Annotated in this window: 22 protein-coding genes; 16 read left to right on the forward strand and 6 right to left on the reverse strand. The window is 33.1% G+C overall.

Features of this window, described 5'->3' with window-relative positions; all coding sequences use genetic code 11:
• Positions 1–169 precede the first annotated feature (169 nt).
• Together AB4865_RS10360 and AB4865_RS10365 are read right to left on the reverse strand one after the other, a co-directional pair.
• Entirely contained in the window at positions 170–5,530 is a 5,361-nt protein-coding gene (locus AB4865_RS10360; protein WP_372473219.1) for a hypothetical protein, read from the reverse strand.
• A gap of 143 nt (positions 5,531–5,673) precedes the next feature.
• Entirely contained in the window at positions 5,674–6,456 is a 783-nt protein-coding gene (locus AB4865_RS10365; RefSeq protein ID WP_372473221.1) for a hypothetical protein, read from the reverse strand.
• 270 nt (positions 6,457–6,726) lie between these two features.
• Here AB4865_RS10365 and AB4865_RS10370 point away from each other — a divergent pair, with 270 nt between their 5' ends.
• Positions 6,727–6,933 (forward strand): DUF6722 family protein, encoded by a 207-nt coding sequence (locus AB4865_RS10370; protein ID WP_372473222.1) that lies wholly within the window; start codon positions 6,727–6,729, stop codon positions 6,931–6,933.
• A 171-nt stretch (positions 6,934–7,104) separates the two neighbouring features.
• Here the strand turns inward: AB4865_RS10370 and AB4865_RS10375 are convergent, their stop codons facing one another.
• The 4 genes from AB4865_RS10375 to AB4865_RS10390 form a co-directional block, all read right to left on the reverse strand.
• A complete protein-coding gene (locus tag AB4865_RS10375) occupies positions 7,105–8,469 on the reverse strand; it encodes a hypothetical protein (protein ID WP_372473223.1) in 1,365 nt (454 codons plus the stop codon).
• Positions 8,470–8,490: 21 nt separating this feature from the next.
• Positions 8,491–9,606 (reverse strand): hypothetical protein, encoded by a 1,116-nt coding sequence (locus AB4865_RS10380; RefSeq protein WP_372473224.1) that lies wholly within the window; start codon positions 9,604–9,606, stop codon positions 8,491–8,493.
• 108 nt (positions 9,607–9,714) lie between these two features.
• The gene (locus AB4865_RS10385) at positions 9,715–10,248 is read right to left on the reverse strand and encodes a hypothetical protein (RefSeq protein WP_372473225.1); all 534 of its coding nucleotides are present in this window, start codon (positions 10,246–10,248) and stop codon (positions 9,715–9,717) included.
• Positions 10,229–10,780, reverse strand: a complete 552-nt coding sequence (locus AB4865_RS10390) for a hypothetical protein (RefSeq protein ID WP_372473226.1) — start codon at positions 10,778–10,780, stop codon at positions 10,229–10,231. Before AB4865_RS10390 ends, AB4865_RS10385 begins: the two co-directional genes overlap by 20 nt.
• 1,428 nt (positions 10,781–12,208) lie before the next feature.
• On the opposite strand from AB4865_RS10390, the gene AB4865_RS10395 reads away from it, so the two are divergent.
• The 15 genes from AB4865_RS10395 to AB4865_RS10465 all read left to right on the forward strand — a co-directional run bounded on the left by AB4865_RS10395 (position 12,209) and on the right by AB4865_RS10465 (position 21,712).
• On the forward strand, positions 12,209–13,087 hold the full coding sequence (locus tag AB4865_RS10395) for an IS982 family transposase (protein WP_372472445.1): 879 nt from the start codon (positions 12,209–12,211) through the stop codon (positions 13,085–13,087).
• A 57-nt stretch (positions 13,088–13,144) separates the two neighbouring features.
• Entirely contained in the window at positions 13,145–13,330 is a 186-nt protein-coding gene (locus AB4865_RS10400; RefSeq protein WP_372473227.1) for a hypothetical protein, read from the forward strand.
• 373 nt (positions 13,331–13,703) lie between these two features.
• Positions 13,704–14,288 (forward strand): antirestriction protein ArdA, encoded by a 585-nt coding sequence (locus AB4865_RS10405; RefSeq protein ID WP_372473229.1) that lies wholly within the window; start codon positions 13,704–13,706, stop codon positions 14,286–14,288.
• A 114-nt stretch (positions 14,289–14,402) separates the two neighbouring features.
• Positions 14,403–15,281, forward strand: a complete 879-nt coding sequence (locus AB4865_RS10410; RefSeq protein ID WP_372472445.1) for an IS982 family transposase — start codon at positions 14,403–14,405, stop codon at positions 15,279–15,281.
• 57 nt (positions 15,282–15,338) lie between these two features.
• Positions 15,339–15,524, forward strand: coding sequence for a hypothetical protein (locus tag AB4865_RS10415; protein ID WP_372473227.1), 186 nt, complete (start codon positions 15,339–15,341; stop codon positions 15,522–15,524).
• A 373-nt stretch (positions 15,525–15,897) separates the two neighbouring features.
• Entirely contained in the window at positions 15,898–16,482 is a 585-nt protein-coding gene (locus tag AB4865_RS10420) for an antirestriction protein ArdA (RefSeq protein ID WP_372473229.1), read from the forward strand.
• A gap of 114 nt (positions 16,483–16,596) precedes the next feature.
• Complete coding sequence (locus tag AB4865_RS10425; RefSeq protein WP_372472445.1) at positions 16,597–17,475, forward strand: IS982 family transposase; 879 nt, start codon at positions 16,597–16,599, stop codon at positions 17,473–17,475.
• Between the two features lie 77 nt (positions 17,476–17,552).
• Positions 17,553–17,924, forward strand: coding sequence for a hypothetical protein (locus AB4865_RS10430; protein WP_372473230.1), 372 nt, complete (start codon positions 17,553–17,555; stop codon positions 17,922–17,924).
• Positions 17,925–17,944: 20 nt separating this feature from the next.
• A complete protein-coding gene (locus tag AB4865_RS10435) occupies positions 17,945–18,202 on the forward strand; it encodes a hypothetical protein (protein ID WP_372473231.1) in 258 nt (85 codons plus the stop codon).
• Positions 18,203–18,234: 32 nt separating this feature from the next.
• Positions 18,235–18,705, forward strand: coding sequence for a hypothetical protein (locus AB4865_RS10440; protein WP_372473232.1), 471 nt, complete (start codon positions 18,235–18,237; stop codon positions 18,703–18,705).
• Positions 18,706–18,908: 203 nt separating this feature from the next.
• Entirely contained in the window at positions 18,909–19,295 is a 387-nt protein-coding gene (locus AB4865_RS10445) for a hypothetical protein (protein WP_372473234.1), read from the forward strand.
• A gap of 40 nt (positions 19,296–19,335) precedes the next feature.
• Positions 19,336–19,659, forward strand: a complete 324-nt coding sequence (locus AB4865_RS10450) for a hypothetical protein (protein WP_372473235.1) — start codon at positions 19,336–19,338, stop codon at positions 19,657–19,659.
• 100 nt (positions 19,660–19,759) lie between these two features.
• The gene (locus AB4865_RS10455; protein ID WP_372473236.1) at positions 19,760–19,999 is read left to right on the forward strand and encodes a helix-turn-helix transcriptional regulator; all 240 of its coding nucleotides are present in this window, start codon (positions 19,760–19,762) and stop codon (positions 19,997–19,999) included.
• Positions 20,000–20,145: 146 nt separating this feature from the next.
• Entirely contained in the window at positions 20,146–20,379 is a 234-nt protein-coding gene (locus AB4865_RS10460; RefSeq protein ID WP_372473238.1) for a DNA cytosine methyltransferase, read from the forward strand.
• A 181-nt stretch (positions 20,380–20,560) separates the two neighbouring features.
• Positions 20,561–21,712: a hypothetical protein gene (locus AB4865_RS10465; RefSeq protein ID WP_372473239.1), complete on the forward strand. Its 1,152-nt coding sequence runs from the start codon at positions 20,561–20,563 to the stop codon at positions 21,710–21,712.
• The last annotated feature ends 6 nt before the right edge of the window (positions 21,713–21,718 follow it).

Below are 21,718 nucleotides of genomic sequence, written 5' to 3' on the forward strand. Positions count from 1 at the left end.
GATTTTATCATCAATACCTATACTCAATATTCTTCATTTGTTTTTCAATCTTTTTGTTATACTCCTCGTCCAATTTTTACATATAGTCAGGAACTTCCATTTTTTGCAACAATTCTTGCATTTTACCTTCAGATTTCTTTATCCTATCATTTATATATACATCTTCAGTTCACAATTTTATAAAATCTTCAAACTCCATAGGCTCTTCACCCCATTCTAGTTCCTCAGCCTTATATTCTTCATACGCTTTTTTAGCATTCAGAAAAGGCTTGTGTTCGTGCTTAAAGTTCACACCACCTGTCATCGTACCTACAACTATCATAGCATCAAAAATATCAAACCCATTAGTATCGTCACTCAATTCGCTCATACCCCTTATCACATCAGTTTGATACAAATCATTTAGCGTACTCAATGACATAGGAGCAACATTCTCAAAACTAAACACATCTTTCCCAAACCTTTTGATACTAATCCTGCCATCTTCTGTATATTTGATATTTCCAGATGCCATACCATAAACCAAACCAATACCAGGTGCTAATTTGTTTTCAAACAAAGTACCCAAAAGTACATTAGTAGCACTATACCCTGATTCATTCAGCTTTTTCAACTCCTCTTCGCCCCATTCATCTGTACGTCTGTAAGAATGAATATTGTATTTATTACTAGTTGCAATATTAGCCCCCCAACTGAGTAATCTACCACTACTTACAACCATAGATTTCGTACCACCCCATAGATTGTATTGCTGTTTTGCACCTTCCATATTACGCATCGTTATCGTACCAAAATCAGTATCTCGCCAATCCAGTGTTATCTTAGCCTTTCTAAACTCGTAAATATCCTCAATAGGCACCCCCCATTTTTCCTCTTCCTCTTCACGATTTGCCCACAAATACGCTTTCAAAGTAGCATTGTAAAAGAAAGTCATCAAACCAATACTCACAGATTTCGTTACCAAATTCATCAAAAACGCCTGTCTATACATCTTGCGAGTAGTAGCACTACCACCACCAAAATAATTTGTAGGATTTATCATATTCAATTGCGAAGTCATCAAACGACCCGAATACAACAATATAGAAGAAAGCTCTGTCAATCCGCTATATTTACTATTAGGATTGTAAGTAAAACTACTGGTAGGCTTACCACCATTTATATTTGCCACATCCTCTCTATTACGCTCCCAACGATAGTTAGCCGCACCAGTCAGCGTGTTAGTAGTCATCGCCAAAAGGTTAAACTCTTCAGGATGCGTTTCGAAAGTTTTACCCTCGTTCATCAATCGCGTAGCCTCCAGCGTAAAAATCTCTATACGCATTTGGTTCAAAAATGCCGAAGTACCTCGTTCAATACTCATCGTTTTCATACCAAATCTCGACAAACCTTTATCAAGACGACTTTGTAGCATAGAAATTGCGTCATTGTGAAAAAATCCCTCCTCTTGCACCCTACTCATCGCTGTAGCTTCCGTCAGTCGCACACCCGTTTGTTTCATCAACTCATACATAGGGTGAGTTTTCATTTCCTCCAAATGTCTATCATAAACCTTGCTGTTAAAAATACTATTCCATCTCTTTAAAGCCCTTATATACTTTCTAATACCACCTTTCTGTGCTATCAAATACCCCTGTGCAAAACCCCCTTGAATACCAATAGCAGACAAATCCCCTGTAGCGTGGCTACCTCGTATAGTATTAAAAAACCCTAAAACATAATTCCCTATTATTCTTCCCCAACCTCTGTTTTTTCTTCTCGCTATCAGCCACGCTTCCATATATTTATCCTTAGCATCATCTCGTTTGCGTTTCAGTCTTTGTACCTCTTTATTCATAGGGTGCTTATTAGGTAGCGGAAGATAAAAATTCTTTTCCGCCAACATTCGCTCATACCTGCGTTGCTGTGCTTCAATAATTTTTTTATAACGTTCCAACTCTTTCTCATCTGTAATACCTTGATCTTTCTCCAAGCGTTTCTTATCAGCCTTTAGCTCCTTAATTTCACGCTCCAATTCCGTAATTCTCTCACTCATTACCTCACGCTTCCTGTTACCCACCTCTTGCTTTATCCCACGCTCCAAATCGCTAATATCTTGCTCCAGCTTTCGCTTCATTCTCTCCAACATCTTTTCCTTTGCAGAAACCTCTTTCGCTTCAGTAGTACCATTAGCATCTTCAATTTCCTTTTTTAACTTAGCAATCTCCTTACGCTTTTTACTCAATTCGTCTTGCAACTCCAACTCTTTATCAGACATCTCCCTTGCACTTTGCTCATTCATCGGCAAAATACCATTATACAAATCTATCAAATCACTCTCAGCCTTTTCAATCATTCGAGCCAATCGCTTCTCATTACTTTTAGACTTTTCAGCATCTGTCAATTGTTTTTTATGCTCACCATCATATTGCTTCATCAATTCACGCAATCGTTTTTGCAAAGCCGTCTTTTTCAATTTCAGCAACTCATCATTAGAGACAGGCTCTTTCCTCTCTTTGCGTTTAGGTATATAAGTACCATTTTCAATAGACACAATTTGGTCAATCAAGCGTTGAATATCTTTCATCTCCTTGATTTTATCACGCACCTCATTGCTATTCCTTGGCTGTTTACGATAGTACCCCATTATACTATCCTTTATCAATTTAGCCGACACCAAATCATTATCCCCAAACATATCCACCTTGATAGCTTCCGCAATCTCCATAATAGAGTTTTTACCATTCATCGCATATTCCATCAATTTACCAATAGGCACAGAAACACTACCATCATCTTTCAAGTAGATAAGCTCTTTCGCTTCATCATTTATACTCTCAAACAGATTTCTATACTCATTCACAGCCTCAATTTGTTCAGCCTTTGACAATCGTTTATACCAACCAGACTTTTTAATATATTGCACACCTTTACGCACAGCATCATACAATTTAGCCCCACCCTCAATCGCAGTAGCCGTAATTTCCAACGCACCATTATACAAAGCTTGAGGAATAGCAATTGCATTCAGCGTATTGTCTTTTATTTTCAATTGTCGGATTTTGTCAGCAATCGCTTTTCCCCTTTCAGAAACAATCGTTTGCTGTGCTTTTTGCATAGCATCTAAAATTTTCTTACCCTTTTCGTAGGAAAATTCCACCCCATGCAATAAATTTGCAAGACTAATAGAGCCATTACTTGCGACCCTAACCCTACCGCCATTGGTCGGAGCGGAGTGAGGTAGTAGCACTATATTAGAGTTGTTAGGTTTGGGGTCGCCCTTGCTTTTAGCATCGGTTACTAAAGTTCCACTTAGCAACTCTATTTTTGTTGCTTCATATGAGTAAGAATTTATAGGAGTATCATTTTCACGAGTATTCTCTTTTAAAGTTACTTTTACACGATACACATACCCATCAATTTCTACCGAACCATAAACTCTATGAATAATTACATTCTCGTTTACACCATTTTCAGGAATTCTTTTACCATCTTCACCTTTTTTAAAATCAGAATGTTGCTCTGCTACAATACCGCTGTTAATAACATGTGGCAAAACCTTTAATACAGACAAATGCACATCTTTACTATCGCTTTTATCAATAGCACTTTCCGAAAGGTATTTGTTTATAACATTATTACTTATTTTTATTTTGCCCTTACCACCAGTCTCTTCATCAGAATAAGTTTTAGCAATATTTTCTTTAGCCCATTGCTTAGCCTCAGTAAAATTCTTAAATACATTTTTTTTAGCTTCAACCACAGCAATTTCCGTGTCCAAAGGCAAATTAGCCACCCTCAAATTAGGGTCGTTGCCCTCCACTCTCCGCATATTTGCATTACGCAACGCCCTACCCTTTTCAGCCAATTGTTTAGCCAACGCTTTGCTTTCAGCCTCTTCCAAACCTTCCATAGCCTCTTCAATCTCCTTTGCAATAGACCTATCTTCCTCATAATACAGCTCCATTTGTCGCTTCTCTTCCATATTCATTTCCCTACCCACAAAACGCACAAAATCACGCTCCAATTCTCGTTTCGCATAACGTGGATCTAATTCGTACAACCTACGCAACATAGACAAAACCCTCGCACTTTGCCTAATCTCGTTATCAAAAGCACCAATAAAAGTAGATTGCTTTTCTATATAAAAATTCATCTGTTCAATATCGTTGTGACTTTTGTAAAAATGAATATAATCCTCATATCCCTCAAAAATATTCTTGTACATCGCCACCAACATTCCACCTTTAAAATAACCGTCCTCAAAAAACTCACGCACCAAATTCAAATCCCTCAAACCATTATATCCCATAGGAGCAAGTTCATCAAACCAAGCATTTGTCTCATCAATCGCTCGTTCCTGATTTTCCACCTCATACAATCTATTCAACCTATCCAAAGCCATCATCGTTTCCTCGCTATGCTCACCCCTTCTCATTCTATCAATATGAGTTCTTATACCTGTACGATAATCGCTTTTCGATTTATTTTCAACTTCCGAATTCCCATTTTCAGACACTTGTATATTGCCCAATTCAAAATCATTTTGTATGTTTGTATCAGACAAGTTTTGCGTACGGCTGGAAAGGGCACCAGCCTCCTCCGAATTTTCAGAGGGCAGTATGAGGAGTTGCCCGTCCTCACGCAAAGCTTGTTTTTTTACTTTCTCAATCCCCTTTTCATTAAGGAAGTGCCAGTTTACAATCTCTACATTGTCTTTCTTATTATTTACCTCCAATACTACCGAAGCATTTCTATCAGCCAAATGAATTACAATCCACCTATGCGGTTTTTTAGCTTTCTGATTTTGCCCATACAAAGTTGGGTCATACAGTGCCTTGTCCAAAATCATTCTACTATCATCAGGAGACAAATCTTTATGGCTTTTTGCATTCTTCTCAAAAATATTTTTTTTGATAATTACAGGCTTACCATTCGCACCAATAGCACTATCAACAGTTGCAGACAAAGCAGGTAGCCTAACCGTACGGCTCGGATTACTAAAGTCATCATCTGTCAATTCATCAATAGAATGTATAAGTTCCGTTACCAACTTCCCATTTATATCCACACGATTTCCCTGTGTATCCACAACATTATATTTTTCTAAATATTCTCGCCTTACCTCTTCCCTTAGCTCAGACCTTCTTTGCTCTATCTTACGACGAACCTCCCTTTTCTTTATAGCATCAAACCCCCTCTTTATCGATACCAATTCATCAACAACATTTTTATCCAATCTACCCTCAAAATGTTGCTTAAAATCATTAGCATTCATCACATCTGTCGTAGAATATTTCCTATACACATCTGCCAATTCGTTATACAAATCAGCATCAATCTCTTTTGACAAATTACCCAACAAACCCCGCAAACGCAAAACCGCATTCTCATCACTACCAATATGAAAATCCAATTCATTACTCACATCACTATTTAGCATAGCCTCCGTTAGGTTATGCTTTCTTACAAAATATTCAGGGTTTTGCTGTATCTTTCCGTACAGCACATCTGGTCGATAAGTACGACCTTCATATTTCAAACAATCCATAAATAAATACTTTAGTTAACACAAATTTAACAATATATCTCATACAAAAAAAAGGAGCTAAAAATTCAGCCCCTTCTTTTCAAAAAACAAAAACACATTCACAATATTCCTATGCCATAGACAGCTTAGGTACTTATATCCAACTATTTGTTTTTAGACCTTGTGTTTTTTTTACCCTCACTCTGTTCTACATTTGCCTTTTCGTTGATTTTATCCGCAATAGCCTGTAAGGTAGAGATTGCAGTTTCGTTGTTTTTACTCAACAACGCCCCCAATTTTTCCAAACCATTTTCACCCTGTCCGATTGACACCACTTCGCCATCATTATCAGCCCAAACCACCGCCGTATGGTATGCATTAAATTTCAAAACCCCTGAAACCAATCCCAACGCACCCAAATACTTTTTCTCAAAAGCAGAATCTTTAGTCACATTAAGCAATTTAGTAGGAGTTTCCATAGCCAATTTACGCAACTTCAATTGGATAGTTTTTTCCTCAAAGGACATAGCCCCCATACCAATTACCAACAAGCCCAAAGCCTTCAATTCAGCACCTTTGCGACCTGTAATTTCAAGTGTAGCTTGGTCGATTTGTTCAAACTCTGACAACTCTCTTTCAGTCTCGGCTTTGCTATTAAACAATTCAAATCTTCTGTCGAAATGACCATGGTTTGTCAAAAAATCGTACAAATTTTTATCCACATCATCAAACACCAATTCCGTACGTTCTGTCATTTCATTAAATTCAAACGCTGGTACAAGGCTGGGTTTTATTTTTTCATTATCCTCAACAAAAATACTATCCCTACCTTTAAAATAATTAATTTCTTTAATTACCCCACTCTCTGTTTTCGCAAAAACGCTACTCTGTGAAACTTGCCAACTCCTTGGCGACGATTTTTTTACTCTAAATGTTACTAATGCCATATTTTTTTTACATTTTATGCCGTAGGCAGAAAGCAGTAAGCAATATGCAAATTGGTTCACAGCTGAAAATTATTTTATAGAAAATATTCAACTTTATAAAAACAAGCATCTTGCCTACCTGTCCCACCTAATATGAGAAAACATTCTGCTTACACCTTTGTTATTAACACAAAATTAACTAAAAATGTTAAATAACAAAAATATCAACAAAAAATATATAGCAGATACACAACAGATAAATATATTTGTAGTAACCAAAGTAATAAATTTATGAGAAAAGAATTTGGTAAATGGTTATTAGATATATCCAAATATTTAGTAACAGCCGTTTTTATATCAAATATTTTTAGCGAAATGAAATACAACCCACTATTAATATTTGTAGGCATAGGAATAATTCTTCTCACATTCATTATCGGAATGATTATGGTAGATGATACAGAAAACAAGAAAAAGTCAAACATCAAAAAAAAGTAAACTATGGAATTTTTACCAGCTTATGCAATGTTGTTTTTAGTGCTATTTATAGCCGTAGGAGGGTACTTTTATTTTACATATAAAGACAAAAAATAATAAAAAACTCGGAGTATGTGGCTCCGAGTTTTTACATTCTCAAATATACATCACCTTGAAAGAGGTTAGAAAGCTTTACGGATAGAAAGAATCATCTCTACGACCAACAAAGAAGTTGTTAGCACCCACAACCCTTGTAGTAGCCTCAGTGATAGCCTCTACCGAGCTTTCATCTTTAGATTGCTCAACCCCAAGCAAACCAAAGAATTTTATTTTTTTCTTTCTATCCACCTGCCCCAATCTTTTGTACAACACATCAAAATAAGGCTTCAAGTGTGTAACACCGTCAATTTTCACCTCATTTTTCTGACCAGTCGGAATACCAACATAAGCCAATGAAGTATTTGAAAAACCAGCCGCACCCAAAAGCGTAGGGTCATCTAACAACTTCCACGGCTTAAAGTGAAACGTAACACCGTCCAAATGCACAGAGCTAAAATCCAATCTCAAAGCCATATCTTTGTCGTTTTTAAAAGCCCCATAGTGCGAACCATTCACAAACGAAGCATTCAATCCCGCACACATCTCACGGAAATAACGCATTTGCTCGTGGTCGCACCAAAATGTAAACTCTCGACAAGTACCCTCAATTTTAGCACGTTTAGCAATCGCAGACAAGTAATCAAGATTTTTGATATAATCGTTTCCGATATTCCCACCTTCCTCAACGATTTGCACCAAACCTTTCATACCCAAATTGTTGCTATCGGCATTAAAAGTATCCGAACCACTTTTCACTCTTTCGTGCAAAATAGCATTCAATTCCACCTTGTTGTCGTGCAACAACATATTACGTTCCAAGTTTAGATTAAACCATCTATGCGTACCATCAGGCAAACGCAACCAAGTAGTCGACGCCATATCAGACTCCGCCACACTAAAGAAAGACTTAATGATTTGCGGATAATTTTCTCTAAACTTTGGCTCCCATACCTTACCTCGTGTAGGAGCTTCCGAACCTTTTGGATAACGATTTGAAAAATCAGCCAAAACAGTTACTGTAGTAAAACCACTAAATCCACTCCCCTTATCGTTTGTAGCAACAAACACAGTAGGCGAAGTAACAGACTGAACAGTAGCCTGTGTTTCCTCCGAACCATTAGAAATTTTGATTACATCTCTCGGTTGCAACCCATGTGCTTTTGGCGAAGTAAAGTTGTTACCTGAAATAGTAACACCCTTCAAAACATTGTGCAATCTACCCATTTCAGCATGTTTGATTACATCACTCGCAAAAGAATTATCTCTCTTACCAGTCGTCAAATCTATAAACTCTTGGATAGAACCTGAACCATAAGAAAACAACAACTCCTTAAACAAATCAGGTTGATAAACCATTGTATAATCATACAAGGTAATAAAACTTGACGCCGTCGGTTGCAAAGCATTAGTATCCTCAACTATTGGCAACCCCCCAGATAAATTATGCTCTAATAACATTTCAAATTAATTTTTAGTTAATTATTTAAAAATTTCACTTAGTGGCACTATTTTCACCCCGTCCTCTGTTTTGTTAGGCACAGTACTACCAGACTCCTTAAAAGAAGCATTACTCCTACCCTTCAAAACCTTTTCCGTAGCGTGTGCCACCGCTTGATTGATATAAGCGTTGATTTGTTTCTCCCTAAATTCAGGGTCAACCCACGCAAAATTTTCATTATATGATTTGTAATCAAACCCTCCTTTACTATCTACATAACGACCAAAAACAGACTGTACATCATTACTTAGCTCAAGCATCTTTTTTCTGTCTGTATCAGTAATTTCGTAACTCAATTCCAAATCCTCATTTGTGCCGTCAAAGTCAAGTTTCACTTTCATCTTAGAAGCAGTAATACCATTCACAGCCTCTTTATTCTCTGACAAAAACAAACTTCTACTATCTTGCATCTTATCAAAATTTTCTTTGCTCATTAACGTACCATCTTCCAAAGAAACCATATCCACAAGACTATCTTTCTTTTCAATTGGAGTATTGTACTCAATTTGCAATTTTTCCAATTCCGATAAATCATTTTTGATATATTCACGCAACTTTACTCGTTCCGTTACGCTCATTTCGTCCGAAATAAAAATATCCAACTTTTCGTTCAAAAACTCGTCCACCTCTTCATCAGACAAATTCAAACCAGTTTCTTTTCGCACCAATTCTCTTGCAAAATCCACATCGTTGATAGACTTCAAATCCCTTTGTACCAAAGCAAACTCTTCTTTTCCCCTACCAGTCTTTTGTTGGTATTCATAAAAAGCTCGTTGCTCATCATCTTCAAAAGTAGACAACTTCAAATCTTCCAATTTTTCAACCTCAATACCCTTACCCTTCAAATACGACAGCACAGCCTCATCATCAACAACATTTTCCTTTACCGATTTATCAGCAAAAGAATTATCCCCACTATACATATCCGTTGGGTCGCTGGGCGTAGTCGATGCCTCCGTATCAGGCAAAGCACCCTCCGTTTCAGTCAAAGCACCCTCCACAGGCGACGCTTCCCCCTCTGTCGTTGGGGAGCTTGTAATCGTGTTTAAATCTTCCATTTGAATATCAAATCCCATAGCAATAAAATTTTTGTTCAAAATTAACAATTTATTTTCAAAATTAACAAATAATTATAAAATATCCCCACAAAAAAAGGGACATACCCTACAGCAGTCCCTTAATACTTTGTACATAACACTTTGCACCTACCTCCTCATCTCCAGTTTCTCACTACTCCTCACCGCTCTATTCACAGCCTCCGCAAGATTGATACTCGTCCTCGAAGTCAAATCCCACAACTTATCTACATCACAAAGCAATTCGTAATAATCCTTTACAAATTTACCCATTTTTCCTGTACATCTAAACAACTTATTCCTCACCAATCTATCCGTTTTATACACCTCTAAATAACCAAGTTTTTGCAAACTCAAAATTTTTGGATAAGAAGCCTTATATCCATATTCCCTCAGCATTTCCATACTCACAAACTGTTTAGGAAACAACCACAAAAACAAATCAATATCCTCATCACTCATATCCGAATATCTTTTCAAAATACTCTTCCTCAAAATATACTGATTTTCCAAAAAATCATACCCCTTAGGAATTCTCTCAAAACGAAACCTTGAATACTTATCAACTCCAGACTTTACAACCTGAACCCTTCCCTCCAGCATCAATTGATGCGTATGCGGAAACCTCTCACTCATTTCCGCTTTATAACCTCTCTTTGCCATAAACCAAATCAATATCTTTCTCAAAATTAAACACAACACCCTCAACACCCTCATACAAAAACACCCTGCCAATAATCCCAAAATAAGGCGAAACCACATCTCCCCTTTCCACACCAACAACACTATCACCCAAACCAACAACCCTGTATTTCGGAATACCATCCTTCACGCCCAAAACCAACCCTTTCGGCTCGTTTTTCAATCGCACACACAAAATATTCCCACCAAGAATCGTAGGCACACGCAACCCATTCACAACCTCCAAACACCCATCAAAAACACCCTTCCAGCTATCCAACTCACGATAAAAACACCCACGCAAAGACAAACCACACTTCAATTCGTTTTTAAACTCTTTCGTACCACCAATCACAAAAAAACCCTCGTCCCAAGCCTCGACAAACTGCCAAACCTCCTCCCAACTAAACACACCCTTTAGCTCATCAACCAATTCCATATCGTCCATTACAAAAAGTTTCATCATCAACTCATCTCCCCAAATAAATACCTTATATCCCATATCTTTTGCCATAAATCAATTTTATTAAAACAACACAAAGTTATAAATAAAATCTATTCAAAATAATTTTAACAAAAAATTTATCCCAAAACCAAACCAACCTCGAAATTTAAATGAATAACTGTAAAAATACAAACACACAAATCCAAATCTAAAATATATAAATACATACAAGACCCACCCCCCACAATCTCGACAAAGCCCCTACAAAAAAAACGCACTATCTTTGGGTATAGGGGTAAAGCAAAGCACAACCTTAAAAATATTTTTACCTTTTTTTGGTTTGCGTATGCTTTTACTTTTTTGGTGGATACATCTACTATATATAACTACTATACCTTTTATGTATCACAATAGATTTTACCTATAATTTTAAAAGAAAAATCGATAGTAAAAACATGTATTTTTCTAAAGTGTATTATATTTCAATAAGTTATATAAATTTTCCCGATATTTTCCCAAAAACTATACAAAACACACATAAAACACCCAAAGCAAAAACAAAAACCACAAAACAGAACCACACGAGGACAAAGCTAATTTTATAGAATTCTTCCAGCCAAGCACAAAAACAGCAAAACAAGACCATACAAATTAAAATCATTCAGCAAAAACACAAAAAACAGAACATTTCACCATTTATTACATCTAAATAAACACAATTTAAAGCGTTAAAATTTTCAATCAAAAAACAATGATATTTTATCATTAAAAAACGGCATTTTATAGCGTTTTTAAGCTCTATTTATAATTAGTCCAAAGTCCTTACAGCGTTATTTTTCCGATTTTGGTCTAAAAATTTACGGTACTAATACAAAAATATTGAACTTACAGCGTTATTTTTTACATTGTTTAGACAAAATTAAAATAATTTACGCCCATTTTCGGAAATTTCACGATTTTAATGATATTTTGTATTTATTTTTGTCACAAAATTGCACCATTTTGGCTGTTTTTTCATCATTTTTTTTCTTTTTTGTTGTCTGAATTGGTTTTATTTAGGGGTTGTTATATGGTTTGGAGCCTCTATATCGTTGCGAAATTGCTTTTTTTGTTGATTTTTAGCATTTTAATTAGATTTTAGTTATTTTGGATACTTTATATGTTTGTATTGGGTTATGTTGATGTTTTCGGCTTTATATCGTTGCGGAACGGCTTTAATTATTGGCTTTTTGCGGTTACATTGGTTATTGGCGTTATTATATTGCTTTATATAGTATTTTTTTTTGTTTGTGAAGTGTTTTTTGGGAGTGTGCTTTATATCGGTGCTGATTGAGTTTTTTTGTTGGTGAGGGCGTTTTATTTGCGTTGTAGAAATTAAATGTTAAAATGTTTTTTTTACTTATTAATATATACCTGTTGTGCATTATGAAATAAAATAAAAAAAGTTGTTCATTTAACTGAAATTCAGTATATTTAGTTCGCTAAAACAAATAAAAAATGAACAACTTAGAGCAAATATACGAAAGAATTTTAGAAGTTTTAGAAGATTTTTTTCCTCATCAACTTTTACCTTATCAAAGGAGAAAGCCAAAAATGAGTGATTTAGAATTGGTGAGTTTAAATTTAACAGCAGAATATTTAAGTATTGATAGTGAATTACAACTCTTTAGAAAAATACCTAATTCTTTGAAAAACAAAATAGAAAGAAGTGTTTATAACAAAAGAAAACGAAATCTTTTTTATTATATAAATCAGATTAGGGAAAAACTTGCAATGTGTTTTAATAGAGAGGAGAGTTATTTTGTAATTGATAGTATGCCTTTGAAAATATGTGAAAATGCTAGAGCAATGAGAAGTAAAATTTGTAGAGACGAAAGTTTTTCATATCCTGATTATGGTTTTTGTGCTAGTCAGAAGTTACATTATTTTGGATATAAATTACACATAATCTGTTCAATAGAAGGTATTGTACAAAGTTTAGATATGACTCCAGCATCTGTTCACGATGTTCATTATTTAAAAGATGTTAGTTCTCAAATTCAAAATTGCGTTTTGATTGGTGATAGAGGTTATATATCGTCACAATATCAATTAGATTTGTTTAACACTGCTACTATTCAGTTAGATACACCTAAAAGAATAAATCAAAAAGATTACAAACCTCAATTTTATTTATTCAAAAAGAAGAGAAAAAGAATCGAAACTCTATTTTCTCAACTTTGTGATCAATTTATGATTAAAAGGAATTATGCTAAATCATTCAACGGTTTTAAAACACGAATTATCAGTAAAATAACTGCTTTAACCTTAATTCAATACATTAACAAATTTGTATTAAAAAAGGAAATAAATAAAATTAAAGCAAGTATAATTTAAAATGCACAACGGGTTAATATATTTATATTTGTGGTATAATTAAACAGCCATTAAAATATGGAAACAAACGCAATAAAGAAAAGTATTATCAATGCTTTTTATGAAATCGTGAACGATTTGACATTGTCAGAGGTTGAAGATTTGCAAGACGTGTTGGCGGTTCGTGAAGCTCATCTTACAGATGATGGAGATTATATAACTTTAGAAGAGTTGAAGAAAGAGTTAGAACTCGCACAAGATTAAAAACTTTCTGTTTTTCATAACAGAGAATTATTTATTATTAACTACCTCGCCCCAGTTGTAAAATTGGGGCGTTTTTTTATTTTATATTTTTCATTCATTTTCAAACACTTACATTTATCACCTTGTTAAAATTTCGTTAAAGTGATAAAATTATTTGCATTGTGTTTGTTTTCTGTCGTATGTTTGCAATGTTACAATCGGTCGCAATAGCCATTTAAAAATATTGCAAGTCAAATAAGACTTAAAAATATAACCCTAAAAAAAGGTGTCGCTATATAGTAATATATAGCAAATTAATCGCATAGCGACTGATTGTAACAACACCCACTTTTTTAGGGTTTTTTGTATTAAAAACTTTTTAAATAATTATAAAATGTTACAATCAGAAAAAACCGCACCTATCGTGAATAACAGTAGCGAGGTTGCACAAAGCAAAAGAGAAAACACTTCAGACTTTACAACATTCAATGTTTATGTATCGACTTGGAAGAGATACAACGAACTGGGCGGACTTTCAGGTCACTGGGTTGACCTATTAGACTTTGATACCGTGGGGGATTTTTTCGACTATTTAAACGAAACATTTCCAGATGAGCGAGGGCAACACGAATATTGCTTTTTAGATTACGAGGGCTTTTTACCTTTTGATGAAAATTACATAATTACAGATGAGTTTTTAGAGTTGATAAAAAAACTCTCCAACCACCGTGACCCAAAAAAGATTATTGAATATGCTGATATAAGAGGTATAGAATTAACTATTGACACAATTGAGGAAGCGGAGTCTGCGTTTTGTTGCGAAGCCAAAAATGATTATGACTTGGGTTACTATTTCGCCCACGAATTAGAATGTTTAAAAATTCCCGATAACCTTATGTGTTATTTTGATTATAAAAAATACGGAAGAGAAGTAAGACACGACCTAATCGAAAGCGAAAATTATTGCTTTTTCTATTAATAAAAATCTCATTTATTTATTAACCTAAACCTGTTGTGCATTATGAAATAAAATAAAAAAAGTTGTTCATTTAACTGAAATTCAGTATATTTAGTTCGCTAAAACAAATAAAAAATGAACAACTTAGAGCAAATATACGAAAGAATTTTAGAAGTTTTAGAAGATTTTTTTCCTCATCAACTTTTACCTTATCAAAGGAGAAAGCCAAAAATGAGTGATTTAGAATTGGTGAGTTTAAATTTAACAGCAGAATATTTAAGTATTGATAGTGAATTACAACTCTTTAGAAAAATACCTAATTCTTTGAAAAACAAAATAGAAAGAAGTGTTTATAACAAAAGAAAACGAAATCTTTTTTATTATATAAATCAGATTAGGGAAAAACTTGCAATGTGTTTTAATAGAGAGGAGAGTTATTTTGTAATTGATAGTATGCCTTTGAAAATATGTGAAAATGCTAGAGCAATGAGAAGTAAAATTTGTAGAGACGAAAGTTTTTCATATCCTGATTATGGTTTTTGTGCTAGTCAGAAGTTACATTATTTTGGATATAAATTACACATAATCTGTTCAATAGAAGGTATTGTACAAAGTTTAGATATGACTCCAGCATCTGTTCACGATGTTCATTATTTAAAAGATGTTAGTTCTCAAATTCAAAATTGCGTTTTGATTGGTGATAGAGGTTATATATCGTCACAATATCAATTAGATTTGTTTAACACTGCTACTATTCAGTTAGATACACCTAAAAGAATAAATCAAAAAGATTACAAACCTCAATTTTATTTATTCAAAAAGAAGAGAAAAAGAATCGAAACTCTATTTTCTCAACTTTGTGATCAATTTATGATTAAAAGGAATTATGCTAAATCATTCAACGGTTTTAAAACACGAATTATCAGTAAAATAACTGCTTTAACCTTAATTCAATACATTAACAAATTTGTATTAAAAAAGGAAATAAATAAAATTAAAGCAAGTATAATTTAAAATGCACAACGGGTTAATATATTTATATTTGTGGTATAATTAAACAGCCATTAAAATATGGAAACAAACGCAATAAAGAAAAGTATTATCAATGCTTTTTATGAAATCGTGAACGATTTGACATTGTCAGAGGTTGAAGATTTGCAAGACGTGTTGGCGGTTCGTGAAGCTCATCTTACAGATGATGGAGATTATATAACTTTAGAAGAGTTGAAGAAAGAGTTAGAACTCGCACAAGATTAAAAACTTTCTGTTTTTCATAACAGAGAATTATTTATTATTAACTACCTCGCCCCAGTTGTAAAATTGGGGCGTTTTTTTATTTTATATTTTTCATTCATTTTCAAACACTTACATTTATCACCTTGTTAAAATTTCGTTAAAGTGATAAAATTATTTGCATTGTGTTTGTTTTCTGTCGTATGTTTGCAATGTTACAATCGGTCGCAATAGCCATTTAAAAATATTGCAAGTCAAATAAGACTTAAAAATATAACCCTAAAAAAAGGTGTCGCTATATAGTAATATATAGCAAATTAATCGCATAGCGACTGATTGTAACAACACCCACTTTTTTAGGGTTTTTTGTATTAAAAACTTTTTAAATAATTATAAAATGTTACAATCAGAAAAAACCGCACCTATCGTGAATAACAGTAGCGAGGTTGCACAAAGCAAAAGAGAAAACACTTCAGACTTTACAACATTCAATGTTTATGTATCGACTTGGAAGAGATACAACGAACTGGGCGGACTTTCAGGTCACTGGGTTGACCTATTAGACTTTGATACCGTGGGGGATTTTTTCGACTATTTAAACGAAACATTTCCAGATGAGCGAGGGCAACACGAATATTGCTTTTTAGATTACGAGGGCTTTTTACCTTTTGATGAAAATTACATAATTACAGATGAGTTTTTAGAGTTGATAAAAAAACTCTCCAACCACCGTGACCCAAAAAAGATTATTGAATATGCTGATATAAGAGGTATAGAATTAACTATTGACACAATTGAGGAAGCGGAGTCTGCGTTTTGTTGCGAAGCCAAAAATGATTATGACTTGGGTTACTATTTCGCCCACGAATTAGAATGTTTAAAAATTCCCGATAACCTTATGTGTTATTTTGATTATAAAAAATACGGAAGAGAAGTAAGACACGACCTAATCGAAAGCGAAAATTATTGCTTTTTCTATTAATAAAAATCTCATTTATTTATTAACCTAAACCTGTTGTGCATTATGAAATAAAATAAAAAAAGTTGTTCATTTAACTGAAATTCAGTATATTTAGTTCGCTAAAACAAATAAAAAATGAACAACTTAGAGCAAATATACGAAAGAATTTTAGAAGTTTTAGAAGATTTTTTTCCTCATCAACTTTTACCTTATCAAAGGAGAAAGCCAAAAATGAGTGATTTAGAATTGGTGAGTTTAAATTTAACAGCAGAATATTTAAGTATTGATAGTGAATTACAACTCTTTAGAAAAATACCTAATTCTTTGAAAAACAAAATAGAAAGAAGTGTTTATAACAAAAGAAAACGAAATCTTTTTTATTATATAAATCAGATTAGGGAAAAACTTGCAATGTGTTTTAATAGAGAGGAGAGTTATTTTGTAATTGATAGTATGCCTTTGAAAATATGTGAAAATGCTAGAGCAATGAGAAGTAAAATTTGTAGAGACGAAAGTTTTTCATATCCTGATTATGGTTTTTGTGCTAGTCAGAAGTTACATTATTTTGGATATAAATTACACATAATCTGTTCAATAGAAGGTATTGTACAAAGTTTAGATATGACTCCAGCATCTGTTCACGATGTTCATTATTTAAAAGATGTTAGTTCTCAAATTCAAAATTGCGTTTTGATTGGTGATAGAGGTTATATATCGTCACAATATCAATTAGATTTGTTTAACACTGCTACTATTCAGTTAGATACACCTAAAAGAATAAATCAAAAAGATTACAAACCTCAATTTTATTTATTCAAAAAGAAGAGAAAAAGAATCGAAACTCTATTTTCTCAACTTTGTGATCAATTTATGATTAAAAGGAATTATGCTAAATCATTCAACGGTTTTAAAACACGAATTATCAGTAAAATAACTGCTTTAACCTTAATTCAATACATTAACAAATTTGTATTAAAAAAGGAAATAAATAAAATTAAAGCAAGTATAATTTAAAATGCACAACGGGTTAACCTAAATATTCCCCTTGTTTACGAGGGCAGGGGGATTATTTTCTAAAATTTCGAGGAAAAATGAAAATAAGATTGACAACCACACAGAAAAAAGAAGCACAGATAGAGCAAATTATAGAAGCAACAGGCATCACAAATAAATATATTATCGAATTATACGAAAAAGAGTATCGTATAAAAAAGAAAGATAAAGAGTTGTTTAATATTCTTAAAGATTGGAGTAGAGGATTAGATATTAAATTTAAAATCAATAAAAACGGAGCTATAAAAATCGTTGGCATCGATTTTTTTGGAAATATTGAAGTAGATTTTTTTGTTGTCAAAAATAGGCGTAAAATAGAGACAATAGCAAACAGAATATATAAAAGCGTTATGTTAACGGACGATGCAAAATACTTTTTTATAGAATTAAACACAGATATACAAGACTAAAATTTAAAAATTCTTACAAAATGAAAGCAACAATAATATCAACTCTAAAAATAGGTAGATACACAATAAAAAATACAGAGCAATTGGCAAAATTAGCACTATCAAAAGGTAAAAGAGGAATTTGTCCACGCAATTCTTCATTAAAATGTATAAGCATTGAAACAGAGCTATACACGTATACAGGAGTTATAAAATGGGCTAATGAATTTGGGCAACTAATTTCTGAAAACGGATATTGTTATGATATAAACCACTTTTTAAATAAAAAAAAGATATGAAAACAACAATAACATTTAAAAAAAATTGATTTATGGAAAAGTTAGAGATTTTAAAGGATGTACAGGAGACTTTAAGAGGTTTGAGGATTACTCCAAATGTTAAAAGTATGTTGTTTGAGGGGTACGAGGAGCGTTTTTATTTTGATGGTTATTTTATGCTTGATGATATTTTAGAAAATAAGGAGGTATGGGGCAATTACGTTTACAAAGTTTTCTCAAATATGGGGTTATCTGCAGGAAATTGTGAAATGTACACACGAAATTTTATATCATCGGTTGAGTACAATAAAAAATACTTTGGAGAGGATTTAATTAGTATTTCAAAAAGAAACGCTTATTCAAATCGTTTGTACCCTAATTATGTAACTATTGGGGATATACATTTAATTGATTTAAAGTATTATGATAGGGGTAGTTTTATTTTTAGGACAATAAAAAAAGTGATAGATTATGTAACAGAGCAAATTTATATAGATTATTCCGATGTTTTTATAGAGGAATAATATTGAGAAACAAAATCGCCCAATTTTTTAAGGGTTGGGCGAAATTTAAAAAAATAAGTTTAATATTAAAGATTATACAGAATGGTATTTTGATTTTAAAAACAACCCTCAAAATATCATTACAGAGGTTCAAAAAGAAAGAATGGCTGAAGCAATCGAACAAAACAAATTGAGAATATTTAAAGCAATAAAAAGTTAAAATTATGAAAGTATCATTAAATGTAAATAGAGGTAGTTATTTAGCAAAGCACAACGGAAGAAAATTTAAAGTTGTTCAAATATTAGCAAATAGATTTTTGTGTATAGATGTAGATGGTGCTTTATGCGATATTTCAGTACACGAGGCTAAAATCAAACCTAAACATTTAAAAAAAATATTTCCATTCCTAAACAGAAAAATAGATAGAATTTTATTACACAATAATATTTCCGAACTACTACCTTACATTTTCGTTTATTACAATCATCAACATAACGAGTTCAAAATTTCAGACGAACGAGGGCAAACAAAAGTAGAGTATTTCATACCTAACGAGGTTAAAAATCTTACTGATTTAATGGATTTTGTTATTAACGAAGTTAGGAATTAGAAGCATTATACGAAATTATTTAATTTAAAAAAAAACAGATATGATAGTAAGTAGTTTTTTTTCTTTAAACGAAAAAGTTTATGAATTTGAAAAAACAAAAGAAAACCCTTATAACGATTTAGGGAAGTTATACAGCATCTTTAATAAAATTGCTTTTAACACAATAGGCAAAAGAGTATGCGTAGCCGATGCTATAGAAATGATGATAGATAGAGGCTACAAACCTACTTGGGACAAAAACTATAAAAACCCTTTTATTTTTCTCAAAGACGATGAAATAGTTAATTTAACTGTTGCGAAGCTTAAAATACATTTCTTGTTTGCACATTTTTTATACAAACAAAATTCTTCCGCAAAGCCTTAATTTATTTAGAAATATTACAATAACTTTAACAAATAAAACAAATACACGAGGGCAAAAGTATTAATTTTGCCCTTATTTTTTAACTTTAAATCAAATTGATATGGATATAAGAGAAAGATTGAAAGAAATACGATTGCTGAAAGGATTAAGCGTTAGAGCCACATCTAAAGCAATAGGAAGTAGTCGTCAAGCGATTATGTATTTTGAACGAGGCGAAAAAAATCCTACGTTCAAATTTGCACAAAATTACGCAAACAAATTTGGGTATGATATTCTGTTAGTACCAAAAAAACTAACCCCTGAAATCGAGGGTAAAATTAACGACTTTGAGAGTAAATAAAACACTTTTTTAACTTTTTGTGTTAAATTTTTATTTTTACCTTTTGAGAAAATGAAGGGAAAATTTTTATAAAACACTGATTTTCAGAATGCTTTGGAAAGTAAGTAGTTTTTATATATTCTCGTGGTAATACAATGCGTTTGTCAATGAATTTACTTGCACCTACCTTAGTACCTGGGCATAGTAATTTTCCAGTACACCCCATAGAGCATCGAAGTATAACAGTGCGCGAAGCAGCTGTTATTACAGGTTTTCCTTTAAAATACAAATTTATTGGAAGCCATTCTAAACGATGTGAACATGTAGGCAATGCAGTGCCTCCTCCACTAGCTAATGCTATCACGAAAGAATGTGTAAAGTATTTAGACAATCTACCCTAAAAGGCAAATCAATCAGTTGGAAACAAACAAATCGCTGATTATCTTTGACATTCTCAAAGATAGAGAACAATTTGCATCAGAATGAATGTAAGTGGTTCAGAAAATAAAAAATGCACCAATTTAAGATAAATCCTACGGAGTTATTTGAAGTTGAAGACACCCTTAATACAAAACAAATTCTATGACAATAAAAGAAGTAAACACTAACGAACAAGAACAATTGTTTTACCAATTGCCTTTATATATTTACAAAAATGACACTCAGTGGATTCAACCTCTTGAGCAAGATGTAAAAAAAGTATTTGATACCAATCAAAACAAATTGTTTCAAAGAGGTGGTACCGCTATTCGTTGGAATCTATTTGATGATAAAAACAATCACATCGGTCGTATTGCCGCTTTTGTAAATCCTAAATACGAAGGCAAATCCCCAGTAGGAGGTATCGGCTTTTTTGAATGTATCAACAACCAAGAGGCGGCAAACCTACTTTTTGACACAGCTAAAAAATGGTTGCTCAATCACGGTATGGAAACTATGGATGGCCCTATCAACTTTGGTGAACGCGACCAATGGTGGGGATTACTCGTAGAAGGTTTTTACGAACCACTATACGGTATGAATTACAACCCTGAATATTATATTCAATTATTTGAAAATTACGGTTTTAAAACTTATTTCAACCAAGAATGCTTTGCCTTGCCTGTAAAACAAGCATTGCAACCAAAATTTCAGGAACGTTACGAAGCTATTTCAAAAATACCAGGTTTTAAAGCCGAACACTTAAAGAAAAACAACATAGAACGCTACATCAAAGCGTTTCACGAAATATACAACAAAGCCTGGGCAACTCACGGCGGTGGAAAGGAAATGAGCTATAAACAAGCCGAATTGACTTTCAAAAAAATGAAACCTGTGATTGATGAAAAATTGGTTTGGTTTGTTTTTAAAGACGAGCGACCGATTGCTTTTTGGCTGAATTTACCCGACTTGAATCAGTATTTCAAACATTTGAAAGGAAAATTTGGACTGTTGCAAAAATTGCAATTCCTTTATTATAAAACATTTGCAAAAAGTAAACGAATTGTAGGTTTGGCATTTGGTGTTATTCCAGAATACCACGGTCAAGGAATTGACAACTATATGATTATCGCAGGTAAAAACGAATTTTCAAAAATGCATTACACCGATTATGAAATGCAATGGATTGGAGATTTTAACCCAAAAATGATCAATGTAGCCAAAAATCTCGGCTCAAATCTTAGCCGAAGATTACGTACTTACCGCTATCATTTTGACAACACAAGACCAATAGAACGACATAGAACACTATAATTAATA

The sequence above is a fragment of the Capnocytophaga sp. ARDL2 genome (assembly GCF_041530365.1).
Taxonomy (GTDB): Bacteria; Bacteroidota; Bacteroidia; order Flavobacteriales; family Flavobacteriaceae; genus Flavobacterium.

Coding starts and splice junctions, on each gene's coding strand:
- AB4865_RS10360 (WP_372473219.1), bottom strand. CDS start 5,530: ATGGATTGTTTGAAATATGAAGGTCGTACTTATCGACCAGATGTGCTG.
- AB4865_RS10365 (WP_372473221.1), bottom strand. CDS start 6,456: ATGGCATTAGTAACATTTAGAGTAAAAAAATCGTCGCCAAGGAGTTGG.
- AB4865_RS10370 (WP_372473222.1), top strand. CDS start 6,727: ATGAGAAAAGAATTTGGTAAATGGTTATTAGATATATCCAAATATTTA.
- AB4865_RS10375 (WP_372473223.1), bottom strand. CDS start 8,469: ATGTTATTAGAGCATAATTTATCTGGGGGGTTGCCAATAGTTGAGGAT.
- AB4865_RS10385 (WP_372473225.1), bottom strand. CDS start 10,248: ATGGCAAAGAGAGGTTATAAAGCGGAAATGAGTGAGAGGTTTCCGCAT.
- AB4865_RS10390 (WP_372473226.1), bottom strand. CDS start 10,780: ATGGCAAAAGATATGGGATATAAGGTATTTATTTGGGGAGATGAGTTG.
- AB4865_RS10395 (WP_372472445.1), top strand. CDS start 12,209: ATGAACAACTTAGAGCAAATATACGAAAGAATTTTAGAAGTTTTAGAA.
- AB4865_RS10400 (WP_372473227.1), top strand. CDS start 13,145: ATGGAAACAAACGCAATAAAGAAAAGTATTATCAATGCTTTTTATGAA.
- AB4865_RS10405 (WP_372473229.1), top strand. CDS start 13,704: ATGTTACAATCAGAAAAAACCGCACCTATCGTGAATAACAGTAGCGAG.
- AB4865_RS10410 (WP_372472445.1), top strand. CDS start 14,403: ATGAACAACTTAGAGCAAATATACGAAAGAATTTTAGAAGTTTTAGAA.
- AB4865_RS10415 (WP_372473227.1), top strand. CDS start 15,339: ATGGAAACAAACGCAATAAAGAAAAGTATTATCAATGCTTTTTATGAA.
- AB4865_RS10420 (WP_372473229.1), top strand. CDS start 15,898: ATGTTACAATCAGAAAAAACCGCACCTATCGTGAATAACAGTAGCGAG.
- AB4865_RS10425 (WP_372472445.1), top strand. CDS start 16,597: ATGAACAACTTAGAGCAAATATACGAAAGAATTTTAGAAGTTTTAGAA.
- AB4865_RS10430 (WP_372473230.1), top strand. CDS start 17,553: ATGAAAATAAGATTGACAACCACACAGAAAAAAGAAGCACAGATAGAG.
- AB4865_RS10435 (WP_372473231.1), top strand. CDS start 17,945: ATGAAAGCAACAATAATATCAACTCTAAAAATAGGTAGATACACAATA.
- AB4865_RS10440 (WP_372473232.1), top strand. CDS start 18,235: ATGGAAAAGTTAGAGATTTTAAAGGATGTACAGGAGACTTTAAGAGGT.
- AB4865_RS10445 (WP_372473234.1), top strand. CDS start 18,909: ATGAAAGTATCATTAAATGTAAATAGAGGTAGTTATTTAGCAAAGCAC.
- AB4865_RS10450 (WP_372473235.1), top strand. CDS start 19,336: ATGATAGTAAGTAGTTTTTTTTCTTTAAACGAAAAAGTTTATGAATTT.
- AB4865_RS10455 (WP_372473236.1), top strand. CDS start 19,760: ATGGATATAAGAGAAAGATTGAAAGAAATACGATTGCTGAAAGGATTA.
- AB4865_RS10460 (WP_372473238.1), top strand. CDS start 20,146: ATGAATTTACTTGCACCTACCTTAGTACCTGGGCATAGTAATTTTCCA.
- AB4865_RS10465 (WP_372473239.1), top strand. CDS start 20,561: ATGACAATAAAAGAAGTAAACACTAACGAACAAGAACAATTGTTTTAC.